Here is a 22,703-nt window from a genome sequence, read left to right on the forward strand (position 1 = left end):
CACGGCCTCCGCACCCACACCCACAGGCGCCTCCTCCAGGACCACATGCACATTGGTCCCGCCCATGCCGAAGGAGCTCACGCCGGCCCGCAGGCAGGCGTCGCCGGTCCGGGGCCAGTCACCGAGTTCGGTCTGCATCCGCAGGTTCAGCTCGTCGAGAGGAATCCCGGGGTTGGCCCGCTCGAAGTTGAGGCTGGCGGGGAGTTGCCGGTTCCGCAGGCACAGGATCGTCTTGATCAGCCCGGCAACACCGGCGGCGCCTTCGAGATGGCCGATGTTCGTCTTCACCGAACCGACCGCCAGGGGCGCTCCCGCGGGCCTGGCGGAGCCGAGAACCGCTCCCAGCGCCTTTGCCTCGACGGGATCACCGACCTTGGTGCCGGTTCCGTGGAGTTCCACGTACTGCACGTCCGAAGGGCTCACACCCGCCTGCCGGTACGCCGCCCGCAGGACGTCCTCCTGGCCGGCGGGGAAGGGCGTCGTGAGGCTTTCACCACCGCCGTCGTTGTTGGCAGCCGACCCCCTGATGACGCACAGGATGTCGTCTCCGTCCCGCCGGGCGCGGGAGAGCGGCTTGAGGAGAACGATTCCGCCGCCTTCTCCACGAACGTATCCGTTGGCCCGCTCGTCGAAGGCGTAGGAACGGCCGTCCGGAGAAAGTGCTCCGAACCTCGATGCGGCGAGAAAGCTGTCCGGGACGAGGTTGAGGTGAACGCCACCGGCGAGAGCCAGGGTGCTCTCACCGCGGCGCAGAGACGCACAGGCAAGGTGGACAGCGGCGAGCGAGGAGGACTGGCCGGTGTCGACCGCCAGGCTCGGCCCCCTCAGCCCGAGAAAGTAGGAGATCCGGTTGGCGATGACGCTGCGACTCAGACCGGTCAGGGTGTGCTGGGTGACTTCGGAAGGATCGAGCCGGTGCACCAGCGCCGCGTAGTCGTCGGCAATCGCCCCGACGAAGACCCCGGTGCGGCTGCCGGCGAACGTCGCGCTCTGCAGCCCGGCGCGCTCCATCGCCTCCCAGCACAGTTCCAGGGCGATGCGCTGCTGCGGGTCCATCGCCGCGGCTTCCCGCGGAGAAATACCGAAGAACTCCGGGTCAAAGGCAGCCACATCCTGCTGGATAAATCCGCCATGTACCGAGTGCGGCTCTGCCTCTTCGAGCAGCCCGGTGTCGAACCTGCCCTCCGGAATTCCAGTAATGGCATTCTTCCCGTGAATCAGGAGGTCCCAGAATTCTTCCGGACAGGAGGCCCCGGGCACACGGCACGCGATGCCGATGACTGCAATGGGCTCGTCAGACAGTACGGGGCTCTTGGCCATGACAACCTCATACCTTTATCGGCAGCCGGAAGCGACAACGCGGCGATGATGAACGGAACCGAAGGTATCGAGGAGCGAACGCCACAGCCACCCCTATCTTGCTTCTAGGGGTTACACCCCTGCCGCAGAGGAGACCAGCCATTCACGGTGCGTGACATACCACTTCACCGTATCCGCGAGACCTTCGTCAAAGGGGACCGAAGGACTGTAGCCGAGCTCCCGGGAAATCTTTCCGATATCCACCGAGTAGCGGAGGTCGTGCCCCTTCCGGTCCGGCACGCGCTCCACCATCGACCAGTCCGCTCCCAGGAGGTCCAGCAGCCGGGAGGTCAGCTCGCGGTTCGACAGCTCGGTGCCTCCCCCGATGTTGTAGATCTCGCCCGGGCTGCCGCCTGCCGCCACCAGCGCGATGCCCTTGCAGTGGTCGTCCACGTGCAGCCAGTCACGGACGTTCCCTCCGTCCCCGTACAGCGGCACCTTCCGGCCGTCCAGCAGTCGGGACACGAAGAGCGGGATGACCTTCTCGGGATACTGATGGGGACCGTAGTTGTTCGAGCAGCGGGTCACACACACGGGCAGGCCATGGGTCCGGTGGTACGCCCGGGCCAGCAGGTCGGAGGATGCCTTGGAGGCCGAATAGGGCGAGTTGGGCTCCAGGGGGCAGGTCTCGTCCCAGGACCCCCCGGTGATCGATCCGTAGACCTCGTCGGTCGAGACGTGGACGAATCTGTCCACCCCGGCCTTCACTGCCGCACCGAGCAGGGTCGCTGTGCCCATCACGTTGGTCCTGACGAACTCCTCCGGGCCGTTGATCGACCGGTCCACGTGGGATTCCGCCGCGAAGTGCACCACGAGCCGGGCGCCCCTCAGTAGCCGGCCGACCAGCTCGCCGTCGCAGATGTCCCCCCGCACGAAGCGCAACCGGCCGTCACCGATGACGGGGGCCAGATTCTCGAGATTGCCGGCATAGGTCAGTTTGTCGAGCACGATCACTTCGGAGTCGGCGTACTCGGGGTATTCCCCGGATATGACCTTCCTGACGAAGTTCGAACCGATGAAGCCGGCCCCGCCCGTCACCACAATGCGCATTGCTTCCTCCAGTGCCACTCGATACGCTCCCGCGAGAGCCCGCCGGCGGCCGGCTCGCACCGGAAGTTAGCAAGCAGATCAGGGGCATGCCAGCATCCACGGTGGTTCTAGGGGGTGACTCAGGGGTGGTGCACGGGGGCTTCTTACCCGTGCACCACCCCCAGGTCTGGCGCCTACGCGATGTCGCTTCTTCCGACGAGCATGGAAGGCAGCTCCTTGCGGCTCCGAATGTTGAGTTTCCGATAGATTCTCGTCAAGTGCTGTTCCACGGTACTGACGGTGATGAACAGATGCGAGGCGATTTCCCGGTTCGTGTATCCGTCCACCGCCAACTCCGCGACCCGGTACTCGGACTTGCTGAGTTTGCCGGAGGAGGGTCTCTTCTCCGCTCCCCTCAGACTCAGCAATTGCGCCATGCCGTCGCGGGGAGCCTGCTCGACAGTTTCCTGCCGGTCGTCGAAGGCCAGCGAGATACTCACGCACAGGCCCTCCGCGCCGCATTCCTTGGCGATACGCCGGGCACTGGCCAGCAAGCTCTTCGCGCGGCCGGCCTGCCCCTGCTTCCGGTAGACCTGTCCCAGCCCGGCGAGCGCCCGGGACATCTCCAGCCGGTCACCGCACCGCTGGAGCTCCCGGACCGAACGGGTGAACAACAGGAGACTCTCCTTGTCCTTCGGGTCACCGTGGGCAGCACGCAGCCGCATGGCGATACCGCGGGTCCGCGGGGCGGAGAGTCCTCCCAGGGCGAGCTGTTTCGCTATCAGGGTGTCAGCACGCTGAGGTTCACCCAACCTGAGCCACGCCTCAGCGGCGTCGACGCGCCATGGCAGCGGCTCCGGCTGGTCCACTCCCCACCGCTGCGCCAGCTGACCGGCCAGCAGGAACTCCCCGAGTGCCGCGTGGGGGCGGCCGGTCGCCAGGTAGTGGTGGCCTCGGGCCCTGCGGTAGACCAGACCGTAGACACTCTTGTACAGGGCCTCGGGCACCGGGCGGCTGAGCCGCTGTGCTGCGGCGTCGTGTCTGCCCATGGCCGTGTAGGCCATGATCTGAAAGGCCAGCGGGCCACCGATGAAGGCGCCGCCGTCCCAGCCGGGAACGATGTTCTGTGCGAGAAGCGCGTACTCCTCGGTCTCGGTCAGACTGCCCTGCCGGAAGGCGATCTCCGCACGTTTGGAGGCGAACAGCGCCCGCCAGCCGGGAGAGCGCCTCCGGGCCGCCTCCTCCATCAACTCCTCGCACCAGGGCGCCGCCAGATCGGGCCGGTCGGCGTACACCAGGGAGTTCAGGGCATTGACCACGGTGTCGAAAGCCGCGTCGGCCAGGGGCAACGTCTCCAGGGCGTGATCAGCCACGGTGATCCGGGCCTGCTCGTCGTCCTCGGCGCCGGCGAGGTCGAGGAGACCGGGAGGTGCGCCGGGAAGCGCCTCCGGTTTCGCCGGCTCCGGGTCGGCCACCGCGGCAGGCGTCGCGTGCAACCAGGAACCGCTCCCCCCCACGTGGGTGAGCAGGGGGCGGGTACCGGGGTCATCGGTGGTGCTGGAGCGCTCCAGCACCTCCCGGCCCTCCCCGACCCTCCCGTGGGAGAACAGCAGCCGGGCGAGTTCCCCGACCCTGGCCGACGGGAGAACCCCGTTGTGCAGTGCCGCCAGCGGCTCCTCCAGGAGCTGCTCCGAGGCCGCCGGGTTGAGCCGCCACATGACGGCGGAGGCGGTCAGCCGGTTGCCTGCCCGTATCCCCTCGTCCCGGCATGCCTCGTAGGCGAGGTCGAGGCAGGCAACAGCGAGCCTCGGATTGTCCTCGGCCAGCGCCTGCTCCGCCGCGCTCTGCAGGACCGGAGCCGCCCACCATTCGTCGGTGGACTGTGCGGCCAGTAATTGCTGGGCGATCTGGAGAGACGGGGCACCTTCGCGGTGCAACAGGGATGCCGCTCTGCGGTGCATCGCCCTGCATGTCTCACTCCCCATGTGTTCCCGGATACCGGCTCGTATCCTTGGGTGACGGAAATCAAGATTGCGGACTACACCGGTTCCCTCAAGCGCTTTCAGAGCTCGGGACACAGCGGATGGAGCCATCTCCAGGAGTTCGGCCAGGCGGCTGACTGTCGCACTTCCGTTGAGTACTGCTACCCCTTGTGAAAGATTTACCGCGGGCAATCCGCTGCGCTGTATACAGAACAGCACTGCCTGAAGGAAGATGTCCCCGACAATGGGGGCTGTTTCCCCTTCCTGCCCTTCCGGGACGGCAGCGGCGAGCATGTCGTCCACGAGGGCCTGCAGCAGAAGGGGATTCCCTCCGGTGAGCGCGTACCACTCGCTCGACGGACGGACTCCGGCCCCCAGGAGCGAACTCACCACATGCTCCGAGTCACTTGCCGAAAGCACGCCGAAGCGCTGCCTTCGGAAATAGGGAAGACGCATCATTCCGGCACTGAACAAAGGGTTTCTGTAATCGTCTCCTTGGTCTTGCGAGAAGGCGACCATAAGCCTTGCCGAGTCCAGCTTCACGACAGCGTGCAAAAGGTATTGCAGTGAGACCCTGTCCACGGACTGGAGTTCGTCGACACAGATCAGCAGTGGCTTGCGCATGACAAGCTCCAGCAGGGCCGCACAGAACTCCCGCGCCCCCCGGCCAGGTCCCGTCGCCATTCCGGCAGCCGCGCCCACCAGCCCCTTGTCCGCCACAGTATCCAGCATCGCACCGTGAAAGAGCGCCCGTCTGAGGCGGACCGCGGAACCCTCCGGGAGAGAGGGCGAATCAAGAAACTGTCGCAGCGTATCGAGCGGCGCCGGCTCCTCCGGCAGCGACCCGTGAGCCCTGAGAACCACCGCACCGGATTCCTCCGCCCGCGCGGCCAAGTGCTTCAGCGAGGTTGTCTTGCCGCACCCGGCCGGACCCTCGACCAGGGTTATGCGGGTCTCACCCGCGAGACTTCGAACGAGGTCTCTCTCCAGAGAATCAAGTTGCCTATTGAACCATCTTGCCCTTTTGAACGCACACTTCATGGTCCGACCCCCGCACTCGCCGATGGCTGCTGGTCAGCAGCCCGAGAACGAGACAATCCTACTCGCCGCCAGAGACCAGATCCAAGGGGAGTAAGCTCAGATTACCCTCAGATCGAGGGTGGGCTACGTCCCAGCCGGGCCGACGAAGGCGCAGTTCAGTGACGTCAAGCAGGCGCACCGACAACATCGGATCCATTTCGGGAAGAGCCCGCCGATGCCGTTCCCCCGGTTGTCCGGAACCCTCTTCCGCTCTTGCGGCCCGTGTATCCGGCGGCGACGAACTGCTCAAGATACCTTGCCGGCTCCAGAGAGGGGTCTCGGAAGGCCGCGTACAGCGAGCGCTGGATTGCCAGAGAAATGTCCAGTCCAACGATATCGAGCAACTGGAGCGGGCCCACCGGGAAGACACCTCCCTTCACCATGACCTCATCGATGTCCGCGGCCGACTCCCTGCCGTCTCTCAGCATCGTCACCGCGGCATTGAGATACGGAAACAGAAGTGCGTTGACGATGAAACCCGTCCGGTCGCGGCATTCGACGGCCTGCTTCCCCAGCCTTCGAGTCACCCCGTGCACCGTCTCCAGGGCCTCCGGCGAGGTCAGAACCGTCCGGGCTACCTCCACCAGCCGCATCACCGGGGCCGGGTTGAAGAAGTGCATGCCGACCACGTCCTCGGGCCGTCCGGTGGCCCGGGCGCACTCGATGACCGGCAGGCTGGAGGTGGAGGTCGCGAGCACGGCTCCGGGGGCACACACCCGGTCCAGGCCGGCGAAGACACTCCGCTTGACATCGATGTCCTCCGCGACCGCCTCGATCACCAGTTCGCATGCCGCGAGGGCCTCGAACCCGAAGGCACCGGTCAGGCGTTCTCTCACCTCGGCCCGCATCCCGGGGGTCAGCTTCCCCCGCTGCACCGCCCGGTCGGTGGATCTCACCACGGCCTGTACCGCTTCCGCCGCGCGCGAGCCGGTGCGGGCCACCAGCACCGTGCGGTACCCGGCCCGCGCGCACACCTCAGCGATGCCCATGGCCATGACCCCCGAGCCCACCACACCGATGGTCCGCACCGCGCGCTGCGCCCCCCGCGCGGGCGCCGGATCTCCGCCTTCCGGAGACGAATCCCGCTCCGCGGACTGCGAATAGTCGTAGAATCCCCTGCCCGACTTCCGTCCCAACAGCCCCGCGGACACCATCTGTCCCAAGGTCTGCTGTGGCTGGTACCGCCGATCGCCTGTCCGCCGGTAGAGGGCCTCCAGGGTGTCGCGGGCGGTGTCGATCCCCATGGCGTCGAGCTGGGCCAGCGGCCCCCTGCGCAGCCCGCACCCCAGACGCATCGCGGTGTCGATGCTGTCGCGGGTCGCGTACCCCTGTTCGTGCATCGCGACCGCGCTGTTGAGATAGGCCATCGTCAGACCGCTGCCGAGGAAGCCCGCGCGATCGGCCACCCGCACCGGGCTGCCGTCCATGTCGTGGACCAGTTCCTCCAGATCGGTCAGCACCTGCCCTGCGGTCAGAGGCGTCGCCACCACCTCCATGGCGAGTTCCCCCGAGTCGTCGCCCCCAGGGAACAGGTGCAGGCCGGCCAGCCGCTCGGTGCAGCCGACGGCGAAGGCCAACTCGGTCACCGAGAGGCCTCCCGTGGTCGTCACGAAGACAGTCCGAGGGGAACACGCGGCCACGGCCCGCTCCAGGACAGCCCGCTTGATCTCCATCCGCTCGGGGACCGCCTCAATCACCAGGTCCGAACGAGCGGCGTCCGCCACACAGAGGGAGAACTCGACCTCCCCGGCCCCCGCATCGGCGATCCGGCCACGAGCCCGCTCCAGCGCCGCGGCATGGGCCTCAATGCAGATGACCCGGCGGCCGCTGCGGGCCAGCATGCCCGCCACGGCCGATCCCGTGGTCCCCAGCCCGATGACCGATACGGTCGCGAATCTCCGCGACATGCCGATGCGCCCCTTCCGTTCCGTGAGTGACAACTCTTGACCGAGAGGGACAGGTTGTCCCCATGGCCGCATCGTGAAGAGACGCTAGGGTCTGGGCAGACGTCGAACCACCCCTAATCCGCACCCCTACCTGACAGGAAGCGGACAACTTCACGAAGTCGCTCGTGAACCGCCTGGTGCCGGACGCTCCGACGGAGCTCGGGCGCGTCTGCCGACGACCCGGCGCCGCCCTTGTGGCGGACAGCTGCGCCAACCGCCAGTGGCGGCACGCGACAACTCTCGGTGTCATCCTGTCTCCTGTCCGCGCACCCCCGCCGCTACCCTGAACGAGGCAAAGGGACCTGCAGCGAAAGCCACAAGTGGGGGGTATGGAGCTGTGACGACCCGGAACGAGGCACGGGCCGATGAGCCGGAACTGGCACACGAGTTGCGCAGGCTGCGCCGCAGCAGCGGGCTGACACTCGCCGCCCTGGCGCGGCGCACGAGCTACAGCAAGTCGTCCTGGGAGCGCTATCTCAACGGCAAGACGGTGCCGCCGAAGCAGGCGGTCATCGCTTTCGCGCAGGCGGTCGACGTCCGCGCGGAGCCGCTGCTGCGTCTCCACGAGCGGGCCGAGGCGGGCACAGAGGACGAGGGGCGGGAGGAGAGCCCGGAGGCGGCATCCGGCGTCGCCGCTCCCCCGCCGTCCCTGATCGAGGAGGCACCCGCCGGATACCGGACCGGGCCCGGGCGACCGGTGCTCGCGTACGGCACATCCCCCGGCGAGGACCGGGGGGCAGTGGAGGGACGCGGCACCTCGGAACCCCTTTGGAGACGGCTGACAGTGCTGGCCGCCGCTGCGGCGGTAGCGGGGCTGGGGTTCGCGGCGGGGATGATGGCGGGCTCCTCCCCGCCGGCCGATGACACACCTGGAGCCGGGGCCGGCGCGCAGGCGGACCTGGCGGGCAACGACATGCGGACGGCGTCGCAGCTCGACGGCGGGGGCGTGGGCTGCACCGGGTTCGAGTGCAAGGGGCAGGACCCGCAGCGTCTCGGCTGCCACATAGGGGTGTGGACGGCAGCCGTGGCCCGGGAGGGCGACCTGTATGTGGAGTTGCGCTACAGCCCGTCGTGCCGGGCGGCCTGGAGCCGCATCACGGAGGGCTCAGTGGGTGATGTGACCAGGGTGGAGGAGGTGCAGGGCACGGTCGAGGAGCGTGCCATCCGGTACGACCACGACACCTACTCGCCCATGGTGGAGGCTCCTTACCCGGCCGCTGCCCGGGCCTGCGCGTTGCTGACGGACGGCCGGGAGATCTGTACGCCGTTCGGCGGCGCGTCCCCGCTTCCGGAGGCGCCCACGAACGAGGCCCACAGAGACTGACGCCGCCTCTCCGGGCGCGGTGGGGGTGGCACGCACTCACCACCACGACCAGCAGCGGACGGCGGCGGGCCGGTGGGGCGGCTCCGTGGGAGGCCGGGTGGCCGGCACCCAGGGCCGTCCACCGGCCCGGTCCGGGCCGCTTCCGGACCCTCCCGTGCCCGGCGCCGGTGCCGGCCCCGGCGGGCCGTCCGTGATCTCACGGGGGGCGGTGGTGGTCATGGGTCTTCCTGCTCCTTCGCCGGTTCTCCGTGCGGCTCGTGAAGCGAGCCTGGCCGACAGCGCGGGCGGGAGACCAGAGTTCCCGGGGTGCGCGGGAGATCCCGGGACGGCAGGGCCGGTGAGCTGGGAGGACTCCGGCCGGCTGGGACGCGCCGGGACGGCGCGGGACGGACCGGCCGGGGCTGCGGTCAGCCGCCCGGGGTGAGCAGGGCCGTCTCGCCCGGGGAGATGTCCGGGCGAAGCACCTCGGCGCCGCCGCCGCGGAACAGGGCGATCTCTCCGGGCCGCAGGGCCCCGGCCGCGGCGGCGGCCCGCTGTCCCAGCACCCGGCCGGCGGCTTCGGCGAACCGGGCGTCCAGGACGAGGACGGCGTCGGTGGAGTTCCAGAAGACCGACCGGCGCGGAGCGCCGCGGGTGACGTGCAGCACCGTGCGCCAGGTGCCGGAGGCCGTCGAGGCGGGCGGCGGGCGGCGCAGGTCCGACACCAGGGCCTGAGGGCCGCCGCCCACGGTGGGCGGGGCGGGTTCCTCCGGCGGCCAGCCGGCCGGGCTGTCGGTGATCGTGAGCCGGGGCCCGGCCGCCTCACTCAGCGATGTCCACTGCTCGGGCACCCGGGTGGCGGCCGTCACCCGGGCGCCGACCGCGAGCAGCCGCAGCGCGAAGAGTCTGCCGAAGAGGGATTCGCCGAGTACGCCGGCACGGAAGCCCGCGGGACCGGGGGCGGGCAGGGTGACCGGTGCCCCGGAACGTGCCGTGCCCAGGTGGATTCCGGTACGCACCGGGGTGAACCGCAGGCCGGTCGCCGGTCCGGTGTCCTGCCAGGCCGTGCCGGGCAGGGTGGTGAGATCGGGGTGGGTGTGAGCGTTCATCGGGGTTCTCCCGCCGCGGTGGCGAATCCGATGGCCTCTGCCAGGGACTTCGTGGGGTGGGCTACCGGCAGGGTGGCCAGCAGGCCGGCGGCCTGGTCCGGGGTGGCCGGGCTCACGATTCCGGCGCCGAGCAGGCGGTCGCGTTCGGCGGCGGCGTGCTGGGCGAGGGTGCTGACGACCCGGACGGCGGTGTGGACCCGGAGTTGTCCGGAGCCCTGCCGGGTGACGGTCGCCGCGGTGACGACGCGGTCGGCGGCGCATCCGGTCAGTGCGGTGGTGAGCCGGTCCCAGTCCGCCTCGCCGTGGACGGCGGCCGTCATCGTGCAGTGGGTGGCCGCGTCCCCGGCCCAGCAGCCCGGCAGTGCGCGGCCGCGCGGCGAGGCGTCTCCGCTGTCGCGCAGGAGGGCGCGGGCGGCGTCGGCGCCCAGGACGGTGATGCCGGTGCCGGCGGTGTCCAGCCGGGCACGCAGGCGGTGTGCCGCGGAGAGTGCGGCGGCTGCCGCGCCCGCCGTGCCACCGCCGCGCCGCTCGGCGGCCTCGGGGTGCTCCAGTGGTTCGTGGCGGACGACCAGCCAGGAGCGGACGGCCACCGGGGCTCCGCCCTGCGGGAGTTGGCGGTAGGCGATGGTCGGCTGGAAGCGGTGGTGGAGGTCCCAGGGGGGCAGCCCGAACTGCTCGACGACCAGTTGGGCGGCTGCGGGGCGGGCCGGGTCCTGTTCCAGCCAGCGGCCGATGGGGCCGGCCGGCAGCGAGGGCAGCGCGCCGCCGGGCAGGCGCAGCACGACGGCGTGGCCGCGGCCGTCGGCGATCACGCCGGCGGGCGGGCCGTTGCGGTCGGGTGCCTCGGTGACGTGGAGGGCGGGCAGCAGGGCGCGGGCCAGCCCGAGTCCTTCCGAGTCCTCGCCGGGGGCCGGGTGCGGGACGGCGCGCAGGGCGTCGCGGTGCAGGCGCTGCCGCAGGACGTGGTCGGCCCACCGGCCGTCGCGGCGCAGCAGGGACAGGGCCAGCAGGGCGGCGCCGGTGCCGGTCAGGGTGTGGCCCCAGAGGCCCCCGGCGGCGATGCCGGTGGCCGCGCAGGCGGCGGCGGTCTGGACGGCCACCGCCCGGGCCCGGCCGAACCGGGGTACGCCGGGGCGGGCGGCGGGCGGCGGGGAGGTGGTCACTGGTCGTCTCCGTTCCGGTCGCCGGCCGCGTCCTCGGCGTCGCCGTCGTCCTCGGTGCCGGCGGTGTCCGTGGCGCCCCGGGGGTCGCCGCGGTGTTCGCGGGCGGCCTCCAGCGGGTCGAGGACGGGGCCGGTGGGGAGCAGGGCGGCGAAGCTCTTGGGCACCGAGGGGGCGTCGGCCGGTGAGTAGCGCAGCCGCTGCACCGCGTCGGGGGAAGCGAAGGGGTAGGCGGTGCCGCTGTCGGTGACGAGGAGGTAGGTGCCGCCGGTGCCGGCCGAGGCGGTGGCGCGGACGACCGAGCCGGTGCCGGGGCGGATGTAGATCTGGTCCAGCAGCCCCAGGCGCCGGCTGTCGGAGGCGGTGACGGGGGTCAGCCGGCCGGGCTGGGGCATGGTGGCGGGCAGGTGGACGGTGGCCTGCCAGGGGGCGTCGCCGGGTTCGCCGCCCGGCGGTGTGCTCACGCAGACCGGCCGGTTGCGGCCGGGTTCCTGCGGGTCGGGCAGGTCGTCGGGCCAGGCGCGGTCGCCGGGGGCCGGTTCCGCGGAGCGGGGGGCCTGTGCGGCGGCGGTGGCGTCGATGCGGTGGTCCGCGGCGGCCTCGGTGCGCAGCAGGGTGTGGACCAGTTCGGAGACGGAGACCAGCCCGTCGGGGCGCACCAGGTAGTACTGGGCGGACCGGCCGGCGGTGCTGTGCGCCAGGTCGCCGACGGCTGCCGGGAAGGGGAGGTCCGCCGGGAGGGCGGTGCCGGCCCTGTCACCGGGCGGCGGGACGTCGATGGCCGGGCCCTCGGGGAGGGTGGCGATGATCTGCCGGGGCAGGTGGACGGGTTCGGCGCGCAGGCCGAGCACGTCGCGGATGTGCGGCGAGAGGGCGTAGCGGCGGCCCTCGGTCAGCAGCCACAGGTCGCCGGAGTCGTCCCGGGCCAAAACGGTGGCTCCGCCGGTGGCGGTGTCGGGGGGTGCGGCGGCCTCGGGGACCGAGACGTAGAGCACGGTCCGGGTGGGGGTGCCGCCGGTCTCCGAGGGGTTGGTGCACAGTGTCCAGTCGTCGTCGGTGAGGGCGCCGGGGGCGGGCAGGGCGTCCGGGGCGTGGGGGATGCCGACGGGGAGGCCGCGGGGGGCGGCGTCCAGGGTGGCCTGGCGGACCTCGGTGAGTTCGCCGCCGCCGACCAGCAGGGCGGAGGCGAGGTTGAGGGCGGGGTGGACGGTGCCGTCGTTGACGACGTAGCGGTCGCCGTCGTCCCCGGAGACCACGGCTCCGCTGGTGGGCAGGGCCGGTCCGCGCCCACCGCCGAGCCAGCCGGCGATGCCGAACCCGGCCATGGCCAGGATGCCGAGGGCGACGCCGCCGCCGAGCGCCCGGTTCAGGCGTCGGCGGGGGTCGTGCCGGGCCTCGTCGGCGCCGCGGATCAGGCCGGTGGTCCGGCGGCGGTTCTCGTAGGCGTACGCCTCTGCCTGTTCGCGTGTGGTGGCCATTTATCGTGTCCGGTTCCGGTGCGTCGGGGAGGTCCGCGCGGAGCGCGCGGCGGAGGGGGGCGGGACGTCGGAGCCGTCCAGCCAGTCGGTCCGGGGAAACGGCGGGCCGGTACCGGGAGTCGCGGGCCGGTGCGAGCCGGGGCCGCCGGTGTCCGGCCGGCGAGAGGTGCCGGGGCCGGGCGCGGTCGCGGGGAGCCGGCCGTTCCGGACGGCCCGGCGGACGGCGGGGGCGGCGAGCAGTCCCAGGACGACGGCCAGCAGCAGGCCGCCGCTCCAGGCGACGGCGGTGGCCTCGGTGGGGCCGAGCAGTGGCTCGGGCCCGGGCACGGCCCGGACGGGGATGGCGCCGGGCCCCGCGGCGGGTCCGTCCGCTCCGGTGCCGTCCCCTTCGCCGCTCCCCGGGCCGCCACCGTCGTCGCCGCCGAGGTGGGTGAGGGCGCCGAACGGGTCGACGATGCCGGCGCCGGTGCGGTCGTTGCGGATGCCGCCGACGGGGGCGGCCGAGGCGGTCAGCCGTTCGGTGACCTCCGCCGCGCTCAGGCCGGGGAAGCGGGAGCGCACCAGGGCCGCGGCGCCGGAGACCTGGGCGGCGGCGAAGCTGGTGCCGGACTCGGTGCGGTAGCCGGAGCCGCCGGGTGCGGGCACGGCCAGCGCCTCCCCGTATCCGGCCAGGTCCACCCACTCGCCGGCGTTGGAGGTGTCCAGTGGCTGCCCGTCGTCGCCGACCGCGGCGACGGCGAGCACTCCGGGATAGGCGGCCGGGTACATGCGGCCGCCGGAGACCCCCTCGTTGCCCTCGTTGCCGGTGGCGGCGACGACCACCGCGTCGGCGGCCACGGCCCGTTCCACGGCCTCGCGGACCGGCGGGTAGTCGGTGGGGGTGGCCAGCGAGAGGTTGATGACGCCGGCGCCGGCGTCCACCGCGTCGTCGATCATCGTGGCCAGGGTGTTCGCGGTGGCCTGCTCCACGCCGTCGGCGACGCGCACCGGGTAGATCCGCGCCGCGGGGGCGACACCGGCCATCCGGTCGCCCTCGGAGCGGCGGGCGGCGACGAGGCCGGCGACGGCGGTGCCATGGCCCAGGCAGTCCCGGTCCGGCGCGGGGGTGCTGCGGCGGTACTCGTCCTCGGTGCGCACCACGGTGTACTGGCTGCCGTCGAGCACCGCGCCGGCCAGGTCGGGATGGGTGGCGTCCACCCCGGAGTCGATGACGGCGACGGTGACGCCCTCGCCGGTGGCCAGGTCCCATGCCTGCCGCAGGCCGAGCCGGTCGATCAGCGGGTGGGGCCGGCCGGCGGGCAGGTCCTCCCCGGTGACCTCCCGGCGGCAGTCCTCGGCCGCCGCCCCGGGGGCGGCCCCCGGTACGGCGAGCTGGGCGAGGAAGGCGGCCGAGGCCAGGGCGGTGAGTACCGCCGGGCGGGCGGGACGGCGGAGCGGAGGTGTCATGGCGGCCCTCACACCCGGAAGTTGAGCAGCGCCGCGTAGACCTCCCACACGGCGAGCACGAGGGGGACGACGGTCAGCAGCACGGCGGTCTCCAGCACGTCCAGCGCGCGGGAGAGCCGGGGGTTGAGCCGGTAGCGGCCGGCGAGCACGGCCACCGTGCCCGCCGCCAGGGCGGCGGTGACGGCCACCGGCACGGTGGCGCCCAGCAGCGGCAGGGTCTGCCCGGTCAGCGAGGTGACGGCCAGCGCGGCGGCTCCGGCAGTGGCCAGCAGGGCGGTGACCAGGGGGACGGCGGCCTGGCGGGCGTCCTTGAACAGGCGGGTGCGCAGTGCCGTCAGCAGCACCAGGACCGCGCCGAGGACCGAGGGCCACAGCTCGCGGGATGCGAACAGCGCCAGTGTTCCGGCGCCGGCCACCAGGTGGCTGCCGGCCAGCATGCCGGTCAGCAACAGCCGGGCCCGGGCCACCCGGTCGCGCAGCGCGTCGTGGGAAAGCCGGGGCGGCAGCTCGGCCAGGTCCTCGGCGGAGCCGGCGACGTACGGGGCGGGGGTGCGGGCCAGGCGCAGCGCCAGGGTGGGCCACACGGTGGTCAGGGCGAGCGCCAGGGGGGCCGCCACCGCGGCGCCCAGGGCCGGTTCCGCTCCCCATATCGCGCAGATGGCGGCTCCGGCGGCGGCCGGCGGGCCGGCGGTGACCAGGGCGGCGAAGGTGCCGTCCCCGCCGCCGGCGAGCAGCGGGCCGAGGCCGCCGACGACGGCGAGGACCGCGCAGGCCAGCAGCAGGTGTCCGGCGCCGAAGCCGTCGAGGCCGGGACCGGTGCCCAGCAGGCGGACGGCGCCGGTCATGGCCGCGGGTGCGGCGAGCACGGCGGCGAGGGTCCCGGCGCGCGTGTCGCCGAAGGCCCGCGACATCAGTGCCGCGACGGCGAGCGCGGCCGCGGCGAGGGCAAGGCCGAGCCAGCCGGGAAGCCGGCCGGGGGCGGCAGCCAGCGCCCCGCACACGGTCAGGACGGCGACCGTGGCGAGGGCGCCGCAGGCCGCCCGGGTCGCGCCGTGCGCCCAGGTGCCGCGCACCCCGTGTTCCCCGATGACCTCGACGACGTCGTCGTAGAGCGGTTCGGTGGCGTCGTCGGTACCGTGCCCGGCGAACAGCAGGTCGCCCTCCCGCACGCCCTGCGCGGCGAGCGTGGCCGCCGGGTCCAGCCGGGTGCCGTCGGTGCGGCGCAGTACCCAGCCGCCGTGCCGCACGCCGCCGTCGTCGCCGCTGTCGCCGCCCGCGTGGTGCAGCAGGGTGGGCATGAGGTGGGCCAGCGGCACCCCGGCGGGCACGGCCAGGTCGGCGCGTCCGGCCGGTCCGGCGACCGCGATCCGGACGAACTGCGCGGCCGGACCGGCCACGGGTGCCACGGCCCGGTCCGGGGCGGGGGCCGGTGCCGCGCGGCCGGGCCGGGCGACGGCGGGGGCGGCCCGGCCGGCGGCCGGGGGTGACGGGGTGAGGCTGCCGCTCATGAGGGGTTCCTGGTTCGCGAGAGGGTCCGTGAGGGTCGGGGCGAGGCGGCTCGTGCGCCGCGGCGCGGCTCAGCCGGCCAGCGGCGAGTCGGCGCGCACGAGCTGGACGGGGACGTTGCCGTGCCGGCGGTGCAGCAGCAGGCCGCGTCCCTTCTTGCGCCTGGCCGGCTTCATTCCCCAGATGGGCATTTCGTCCTTGGGGACGCTCAGCAGCACGCCGGGGAAGTTGAGTTCTCTCATCCGGCCCAGTACCGGGTCGTTGACGGCGCGGGAGGCGCCGCCGGCCTGGCGGGTGAGGTAGATGTGCAGGCCGATGCTGCGGGCCTGGGGAAGGTAGTCGGCCAGGGCGCGCAGCGGGTTGCCGGCGGAGGTGGCGACGAGGTCGTAGTCGTCGACGAGCAGGTAGATCTCGGGGCCGGTCCACCAGGAGCGGTCGCGCAGCTGCTCGGGGGTGACGTCGGTGCCCGGCAGGCGCTTCTTCAGTCCGGCGGCCACCCCGCCGACGACCTCCATGGAGCGCTCGTGCGTGGTGGAGTAGCCGAGCAGGGAGGGCCCGTCCAGCTCCCGCAGCAGCGTCATGCGGTGGTCCAGGACCACGAGTCTGGCCTCCTCCGGGCTGCGCCGGTCGGCCACCTGACGGCCGATCGCCCGCAGCAGCGACGTCTTGCCGGACTCGCTGTCGCCGATGACGATGAGGCCGGGTTCCTCGCCGGGGGTGAAGACCAGGGGTTCCAGGCGGTTGCCCTCCAGGGCCACGGTCACCCCGTCCGCCGGGGCACCGGACGGGACGGCGCCCAGCGGGAAGGCGGCGGGCAGCAGCCGCACCTTCGGGGCGCGCGGGCCGTCCCACGCCCGGTCGACGCGGCGGACCAGCCCGGCGACGCCGTCGGCCAGCGCGGTGTCGGAGTGGACGCCGTCCACCCGGGGCACGGCCGTGAGGAAGTGCAGCTTGTCGGCGGTGATGCCGCGGCCGGGGCGGCCGGGCGGGATGGTGCGCTGGGCCTTGCGGTCGACCTCGGAGTCCAGGGCGTCACCGAGCTTCAGCTCCACCTTGGTGCCCACCAGGTCGCGCATGCCCATGCGCATGTCCATCCAGCGGTTGCCGGTGAGCAGGATGTGGATGCCGTAGGTGAGCATCCGGCCGGCCACCGCCATCACGGCGGCCTCCAGGTCGGGGTAGCTCTGGCGCAGCACCTGCCAGCCGTCCACGACGAGGAACACGTCGCCGAACGGGTCGTCGGTGTGGCGTCCGGCGGCGCGCGCGGCGCGGTAGTCGGCCATCGACTCGACACCGATCTCGCGGAAGCGGGCCTCCCGGCTCTCCAGGATCTCCAGGACTTCCGCGACGGTGCGGTTGACGCTTTCCGGGTCCAGCCTCCCGGCGACGCCGCCGACGTGCGGCAGCTTCGCCAGCGGGAACAGGGTGCCGCTGAAGTCGAGGCAGTAGAACTGGACTTCGCGGGGGGTGTGGCGCAGGGCCAGTGAGGCGATGACGGTGCGGACGGCGGTGGACTTGCCGCTGTGCGGGCCGCCGACGACGGCGACGTGGCCGCCGGCTCCGGACAGGTCCAGTTCCATGGGGTCGCGCCGCTGGTGGAAGGGCCGGTCCACGACGCCGGCCACGGCGGTCAGCGGCGGGCGGGCCGGGGAGCTGCCGAAGCCGCGGCCCTCGCGCTCGGCGAGGTCGCCGAGCAGCACGTCGAGGGGTTCGGGGGCGTCCAGCGGCGGCATCCACACCTGGTGTGCCTGCGGGCCCTGGCCGGTCATCTGCTCGACCATCACGCCGAGCACGGTCGTGCCCAGGTCCTCGTCGTCGCCGAACTCGTCGGCAGCGGGCTCCGCGGGCTGCTCCGGCGGCTGCGGCTCGCGTTCCGCGGCGGGGATCTCGACGTAGCCGGCGGGGAAGGGCCGCACGGCCTGTGAGCCGGCGAGGGCACCGGTGGTGCTGGTCTCCTCGGTGCGGTAGGGGCCTGAGACGTAGGCGGCGCGGAACCGCTTGAGGCCGGCGGTGCCGGTCTTCAGGTAGCCGTGGCCGGGCGCGCTGGGCAGGTGGTTGGCGTCCGGGACGCCGATGGCGGTGCGCGACTCGGACTCGGAGAACGTGCGCAGGCCGATCCGGTAGGAGAGGTGGGCCTCCAGGCCGCGCAGCCGTCCTTCGTCCAGGCGCTGGGAGGCGAGGAGGAGGTGCAGGCCCAGGGAGCGGCCGAGGCGCCCGATCTGCACGAAGAGATCGGCGAAGTCAGGTTTCTGGGAAAGGAGTTCGGAGAACTCGTCGACCACGATGAAGAGGCTGGGCAGCGGCGGGAGGGCGGCGCCGCGCTGGCGGGCCCGTTCGTAGTCGCGGACGGACACCAGGTTCCCGGCGTCCCGCAGCACCTCCTGGCGGCGGTTCATCTCGCCGGAGATGGCCTCCTTCATCCGGTCCACCAGGGTGAGGTTGTCCTCCAGGTTGGTGATGACGGCCGCCACGTGCGGCAGTTCGGCCATGCCGGCGAAGGTCGCGCCGCCCTTGAAGTCGACCAGCACGAAGTTCAGCTGCTCGGAGGAGTGGGTGGCGGCCATGCCCAGCACCAGGGTGCGCAGCAGCTCGGACTTGCCGGAGCCGGTGGCGCCGACCAGCAGCCCGTGCGGGCCCATGCCGTTCTGCGCGGACTCCTTGATGTCCAGTTCCAGCAGCCCGCCGTCGGCGGACACCCCGATGGGCACCTGAAGGCGGTCCCGCAAGGGGCGGGAGCGCCACAGCGTGTCCAGGTCCAGGCGGCCGGGGTCGGGGATGCCCAGCAGCGAGGGCAGGGTGTTGTCGGCGCTGCCCAGGTCCTCGGCGGTCTCGGCCGGGCCGGCCGCCGCGTCCAGCCGGAACGGGGCGAGCTGCAGGGCGAGCGCCTCGCACTCCTCGGCCGACAGGGCGTCGGCGGTGCCCAGTTCGTCGCGGACGTCGCCGGTGCGGACGTGCAGGGTGCCGTCCTCGTCGATCTCCAGGCGGATGCCGTGGCCGGCGGTGAGTGCCTGCGCGGCACCGTCCGCGTCCAGGACGGTGACGCCCTGCAGCCCGTTGGGGTCGAGCAGCGCCTCGGCCCCGGTGACCGTCCCGCCGTCCAGGACGACCAGCAGGTGCGCGAGATCGGTGTCGGGTTCGGCGTCGCGGCTGAAGCGGGTGCGCCGGCCGAGCTCGGGGCCGAGCCACTCCTCCAGGACCGACAGGCTGCGGTGCATCATCCGCACCGGGCCCGCGTGGTCGGTCTCCTCGGGGTGGTGGGTGTGCGGCAGCCACTTCGCCCAGCCCCAGCGCGGCCCCTCGATGTCCCCGGTGCACACCAGGATCCGCAGGTCGCGCGGCGAGTGGAAGACGGCGGCGTGCGCCACGACGGCGCGCAGCAACGCCCCGGCGGCCTCCGGGTTCTCACCGGAGGTGCAGGACACGGCCGCGAACCGGCGCAGCGCGAGCTGCACCGGCAGGCCGGGGACGACCGCGTGGGTGTCGATGAACCGCTTGAGCGCGACGGAGCCGAGCGGGTCGAGGTCCTCCACCGGCGCCGACTCCCCGGGGACCAGCGGGGTGGCGAGGTAGCGGGGGCCGGTGCCGATCCGGACCACGGCGAAGTCGTCGTCGCCGCTGCGCCGTTCCCACAGTCTGGGGCAGGCCGCGACCGTCCACAGGGCGCCGGGGGCCGGCGCGTTCCACTCCAGGGCCTCGCGCTGGGAGCGGGCGGTGGCACGCACCTCGCGGCGGGTCTGTTCCAGGTAGCGCAGGTACTGGCGGCGGTCATTGCGCGCCTTGCTCCTGGTGGTGCCGCGCTGCCGGACGACCGAGCCGATCACCATGGCCAGGCAGGACACCAGGAACATGGAGCCCACGACGTACCCGATGGGCCCGCGGCCCATGGTGAGCATGTACAGCACGGAGCCCAGGCCGCTGAGGGCGGGCAGCGCGGTCATCCAGACGTTGTTGTCCTCGGGCTGGGGCAGTTCCGGCGGCGGCTTGAGCACCACTTCGTTCTCCGGCACGGTCGGCCGCGCCGCCCGCGCCGGGCGCCTGAAGACGGTGGTGGTGTCGGACACCGGGGTTCCTCTCGAACGTGCGGAGTGAGACAGAGACGGGACATGGGCGGGGGCCTGGGCCACCGGAGGGCGGGCCCGCTTCGCGTCACCCGCCGAAGATGTCCTGCTGCCAGGCGCTGTCGTAGTAGTCCGAGATCTTCGGCGAGGTGTAGCGGGACTCGATCATGTTGACGCGTTCGTGGATGACCGAACTGACCCTCGGGTCGTCGCTGGTGGCGGGGAGGTCGATGCTGCCGGCCCCCTCGTAGTCCGTGTCGACGGCGGCCCGGGCCACCGTGTAGCGGACTCCGAGCGACCCGTCGGCGATGGCCTCCCGGGTGGCTTCCTGGCCGGGGTCGGCCGGGGTGTAGAAGAGCTTGACCGCCTGGCCGGCCCCGAATGTCGGGACGATCACCGCGGGGTTGCCGGTCAGCCCGGCGGCCATGTTGGCGGCGTCGACGATGGAGTCCCGGATCGCGGCGGGACTCACGCCGGCCTTCACCGCTTCGATGTCGGCGTCCGTCAGGAAACCCTCGACCGTGGCGACGTGCGGCAGCGCCGCCTCCACCAGATCCGGGTTCCCGGAGTCGAACGCCTCCTGGGCCACGGCGTACTGCCAGGCGGTGACCTGGGACCGGAACTGGTTGCGTACCTCGTCGTCGGACTGGTTCACCAGGTTGAAGAGGTCCTCACGGTCCTCCTTGGAGAGCATGAAGGAGTAGTTCCAGTCCTCCCCTCCGATCTCCCAGTTCCCGGTGCCGAAGAACTCCGAGGAACTGTCCGGCTGGCCGCTGCGGGCGATCATGTTCATGTAGTCGGCCGCGGTGGTACCGATGGCCGCGTGCATGCTGGAGTGATCGGTGGTCTCCCAGTACCCCTGCGAGACATCGCCCGCCCCGGACAGCACGTGGAAGGCGGCCTCGATGTAGGGCCTGGCGGCCGGGTCGTTGTGGTCGGTCCCGGCCGGCACCGTCGTGCCACTGGTGATCAGTGCCGCGGCACCCGAACTGTCGGTCCACTCCAGTCCTGTCATCGCTTCCCGGAACCCGTCGTCCTCCGACAGCAGGCCGGCTGCCGCCTCCGAGTTGAGCGAGGCCGCCAGGAGCAGGCCGTTGCTGCCGGTGTTCTCCATGTATCCGGCCTCGATCATGTCGGGGCCGCGGCCGTTGGTGCGCGCCTGCACATCGACGGCGGCCCGGGCCATGTCCTGGCTGAAGTCGTATCCGGCGGGCATGGTGGCCTGGGCCATGAGGTTGCCGAAGCCGTTGAAGCGCTCCAGGTCCGCTTCGAAGGGGGCGCCGTAGTGCTCGTCCCGGAACAGCATCCCCTGCTCGAAGTCGTACACGTAGTGGGAGACGGCGGGCGGCAGGTTGGCGCTCAGGTCGCCGCCGTAGTAGGCGTCGACGTCCACCTCGTTGACATCGGGGTTGGTGAGGGCGTTGATGGCGTTGGCGACATCCTGCTGCGCCTGGTGGAAGAGGTGCAGCCCGTGCGGGGCGTCTCCGGCTCCCGCGTCGTTGGAGTACGGGACGAGGTCGGGGTCGCCCAGGCGGGCGAGGTCCTCCGCGGTCAGGCCGTGGAAGAAGCGGTCGAGGAAGGCGTGTTCCCGCTCCGAGAGCGTGCCGGCCGGGTTTCCGTCCGCGTCGAACAGGTCGCCGACGATGTGGTTGACCGCGCGGGTCGCGGCGGCGAGCCCTTCCGGGTCGGGAGGTTCACGGCTCAGCTCGTACTGGAGCCGTTCGGCGTAGTAGTCCGCGGCGGCGTCGTTGTACCAGAGGTCGTGGGGTCCGTCGGCCACGTCGTAGCCGAGGTCCTCCAGATCGGCCGCCTTCCTGGTCATGGCGGCGCGGTAGTCGTCGATCTCGTCGGTGATCTTCTCGTAGATGTCCTCCGCCGAGCCCGCGGCCTTCTCCAGGTAGTGCTGTCTGATGGCGCTGACCAGGGAGGAGGGAAAGGCCCAGTCCGTTCCGAGGAAGCCGGAGGGAGCCGCGGTGTAGGTCTTTCCCTGGAACTGCACGGAGGGCGGTGCGGGCTGCCCGGAAGGGCCACCGCCGGTCAGGTGGCGGCTGTCGTCGTCGGCCGACTCCTGCATCAGGATCTGCAGCCGCTCCAGTTCGTCGTACGCGTCCTGCTGGAAGTCGCAGTAGGCCTCCGTGGCGTCGCCGCGCAGCGACATGACCTCCGTCTCGGTGTCCAGCGCCAGCCGGGTGCCGGAGTTGATGAGATCGGCGACGGCTTCGATGTCCTCCCCGCTGCCCTGGAGGTCCTGGTCGGTGATCCGGACCTCCTCCTCCGGGACGAAGATGTGCTCGTTGTCCCGCTGCCCGGCCTCCGCGGCGATCTCCGACGCCGAGGCCGCCAGTTCCCCGGCGTCGCCGGCCTCCTCGGCCGCGGCGGCGAACGCCTGCGAGGCCGCGGCCATCTCCGCCACGTCGATCTCCTCGGAGAAGTCCGACGCCGTTCCCCACGGGTCACAGCCGGCCTCCTCCACGACGTCGTCCCGGGAGAACTCGACACTGCCTGACATGGATGTCCTTCACGCTTCGTACGGGGAGCGGGAGCCCGGCCTGTTGTGACGCCGGGCAGGGGAGGGCTGCGGGGCCGGTCAGATTCCGTCGGCGATGTGCCGGGAGAGTTCACTGGTGGCTGCGGCACCGAGGGCGGCCGTGCCGTCCGCGTCCATCTCCTCGCCGATGGCGGCGGCGGTCCAGCCGTTGTCCCCGAGGTTCTGCCGCCCCTCCGAGGCCCGCTCCACCCCCCTGGACTGCCGGTCACGGGTACTGTTCACCGCCGCGGTGAACGTCTCGGCGCCGCCGAAATGCCCGGCGCCCGCGGACACCGTGCGCAGGCGGGCGTGCGCGTTCTCCGCGCGGTCCGCCGACTCGTGGCTGAGGCTGCCTCCCTGCCGGAAACCTTCCGGGACGTACTCCAGGCCCTCTGCCGCCATGGCTGATCTCCTTCCGCTGGGTGGTTCATTCACCGAGGACGCCACGCGTCGCGCCGCGGGCGCCGCCCCAGACGTCCCGGTCCTCGGTCAGTCCGCCGGGCCTGCCGGGCGCGGTCCTGTTCCCGGGCTTCCCGGCCCTGGCCCCGGCGGCCCCTGTGGCACCGGGGGCAGGAGGGGGCCCGGCGGCGCGTCCGGCCGCACCGACGCGGGCTCCGGTGCCCTCGTTCACGCCCCGCACCGCGTGGGCCGCCCCCGGCGGCGGGGTGAAGACGCGGGTGCCCCGGGCGGCCGGCGCGGCGGCCCCCGGCCGGGCAGGCG

General features: G+C 72.4%; 12 protein-coding genes and 3 pseudogenes. 1 reads left to right on the forward strand and 14 read right to left on the reverse strand.

Annotation, left to right across the window (positions count from 1 at the left end):
- The 5 genes and pseudogenes from ABD299_RS13540 to ABD299_RS13555 all read right to left on the reverse strand — a co-directional run.
- On the reverse strand, positions 1–1,320 hold a 1,320-nt coding region (locus ABD299_RS13540; protein ID WP_344261933.1), incomplete at its 3' end, for a type I polyketide synthase.
- A 104-nt stretch (positions 1,321–1,424) separates the two neighbouring features.
- A pseudogene (rfbB, locus tag ABD299_RS13545) lies at positions 1,425–2,409 on the reverse strand (dTDP-glucose 4,6-dehydratase).
- A gap of 173 nt (positions 2,410–2,582) precedes the next feature.
- Entirely contained in the window at positions 2,583–4,349 is a 1,767-nt protein-coding gene (locus ABD299_RS13550; protein WP_344261937.1) for a LuxR C-terminal-related transcriptional regulator, read from the reverse strand.
- A gap of 84 nt (positions 4,350–4,433) precedes the next feature.
- Positions 4,434–5,411 (reverse strand): annotated as a pseudogene (locus tag ABD299_RS25150) (AAA family ATPase); the annotation flags it as partial.
- A gap of 164 nt (positions 5,412–5,575) precedes the next feature.
- Entirely contained in the window at positions 5,576–7,357 is a 1,782-nt protein-coding gene (locus ABD299_RS13555) for a 3-hydroxyacyl-CoA dehydrogenase family protein (RefSeq protein ID WP_344261939.1), read from the reverse strand.
- 376 nt (positions 7,358–7,733) lie between these two features.
- Here ABD299_RS13555 and ABD299_RS13560 point away from each other — a divergent pair, with 376 nt between their 5' ends.
- Positions 7,734–8,720: a helix-turn-helix domain-containing protein gene (locus tag ABD299_RS13560; RefSeq protein WP_344261941.1), complete on the forward strand. Its 987-nt coding sequence runs from the start codon at positions 7,734–7,736 to the stop codon at positions 8,718–8,720.
- A 407-nt stretch (positions 8,721–9,127) separates the two neighbouring features.
- On the opposite strand, the gene ABD299_RS13565 is transcribed toward ABD299_RS13560, so the two are convergent.
- The 9 genes and pseudogenes from ABD299_RS13565 to ABD299_RS13605 form a co-directional block, all read right to left on the reverse strand.
- Positions 9,128–9,808, reverse strand: a complete 681-nt coding sequence (locus ABD299_RS13565) for a hypothetical protein (protein WP_344261943.1) — start codon at positions 9,806–9,808, stop codon at positions 9,128–9,130.
- Positions 9,805–10,971 (reverse strand): type VII secretion protein EccE, encoded by a 1,167-nt coding sequence (locus tag ABD299_RS13570; RefSeq protein WP_344261946.1) that lies wholly within the window; start codon positions 10,969–10,971, stop codon positions 9,805–9,807. Before ABD299_RS13570 ends, ABD299_RS13565 begins: the two co-directional genes overlap by 4 nt.
- Positions 10,968–12,446, reverse strand: a complete 1,479-nt coding sequence (eccB, locus tag ABD299_RS13575; RefSeq protein ID WP_344261948.1) for a type VII secretion protein EccB — start codon at positions 12,444–12,446, stop codon at positions 10,968–10,970. Before eccB ends, ABD299_RS13570 begins: the two co-directional genes overlap by 4 nt.
- Positions 12,447–13,892, reverse strand: coding sequence for a S8 family serine peptidase (locus ABD299_RS13580; protein ID WP_344261950.1), 1,446 nt, complete (start codon positions 13,890–13,892; stop codon positions 12,447–12,449).
- A gap of 8 nt (positions 13,893–13,900) precedes the next feature.
- Positions 13,901–15,400 (reverse strand): type VII secretion integral membrane protein EccD, encoded by a 1,500-nt coding sequence (gene eccD, locus ABD299_RS13585; RefSeq protein WP_344261952.1) that lies wholly within the window; start codon positions 15,398–15,400, stop codon positions 13,901–13,903.
- Between the two features lie 69 nt (positions 15,401–15,469).
- Positions 15,470–19,459 (reverse strand): type VII secretion protein EccCa, encoded by a 3,990-nt coding sequence (gene eccCa / locus ABD299_RS13590; RefSeq protein WP_344261954.1) that lies wholly within the window; start codon positions 19,457–19,459, stop codon positions 15,470–15,472.
- A gap of 85 nt (positions 19,460–19,544) precedes the next feature.
- Positions 19,545–21,965, reverse strand: coding sequence for a hypothetical protein (locus ABD299_RS13595; protein ID WP_344261956.1), 2,421 nt, complete (start codon positions 21,963–21,965; stop codon positions 19,545–19,547).
- A gap of 78 nt (positions 21,966–22,043) precedes the next feature.
- Entirely contained in the window at positions 22,044–22,385 is a 342-nt protein-coding gene (locus ABD299_RS13600; RefSeq protein ID WP_344261958.1) for a hypothetical protein, read from the reverse strand.
- Positions 22,386–22,410: 25 nt separating this feature from the next.
- Positions 22,411–22,703: pseudogene (locus ABD299_RS13605) on the reverse strand (hypothetical protein); the annotation flags it as partial.

The sequence above is a fragment of the Streptomyces sodiiphilus genome, assembly GCF_039529215.1.
GTDB lineage: Bacteria > Actinomycetota > Actinomycetes > Streptomycetales > Streptomycetaceae > Streptomyces > Streptomyces sodiiphilus.

Coding starts and splice junctions, on each gene's coding strand:
- eccD (WP_344261952.1), bottom strand. CDS start 15,400: ATGAGCGGCAGCCTCACCCCGTCACCCCCGGCCGCCGGCCGGGCCGCC.
- ABD299_RS13600 (WP_344261958.1), bottom strand. CDS start 22,385: ATGGCGGCAGAGGGCCTGGAGTACGTCCCGGAAGGTTTCCGGCAGGGA.
- ABD299_RS13580 (WP_344261950.1), bottom strand. CDS start 13,892: ATGACACCTCCGCTCCGCCGTCCCGCCCGCCCGGCGGTACTCACCGCC.
- eccB (WP_344261948.1), bottom strand. CDS start 12,446: ATGGCCACCACACGCGAACAGGCAGAGGCGTACGCCTACGAGAACCGC.
- ABD299_RS13565 (WP_344261943.1), bottom strand. CDS start 9,808: ATGAACGCTCACACCCACCCCGATCTCACCACCCTGCCCGGCACGGCC.
- ABD299_RS13555 (WP_344261939.1), bottom strand. CDS start 7,357: ATGTCGCGGAGATTCGCGACCGTATCGGTCATCGGGCTGGGGACCACG.
- ABD299_RS13550 (WP_344261937.1), bottom strand. CDS start 4,349: ATGCACCGCAGAGCGGCATCCCTGTTGCACCGCGAAGGTGCCCCGTCT.
- ABD299_RS13595 (WP_344261956.1), bottom strand. CDS start 21,965: ATGTCAGGCAGTGTCGAGTTCTCCCGGGACGACGTCGTGGAGGAGGCC.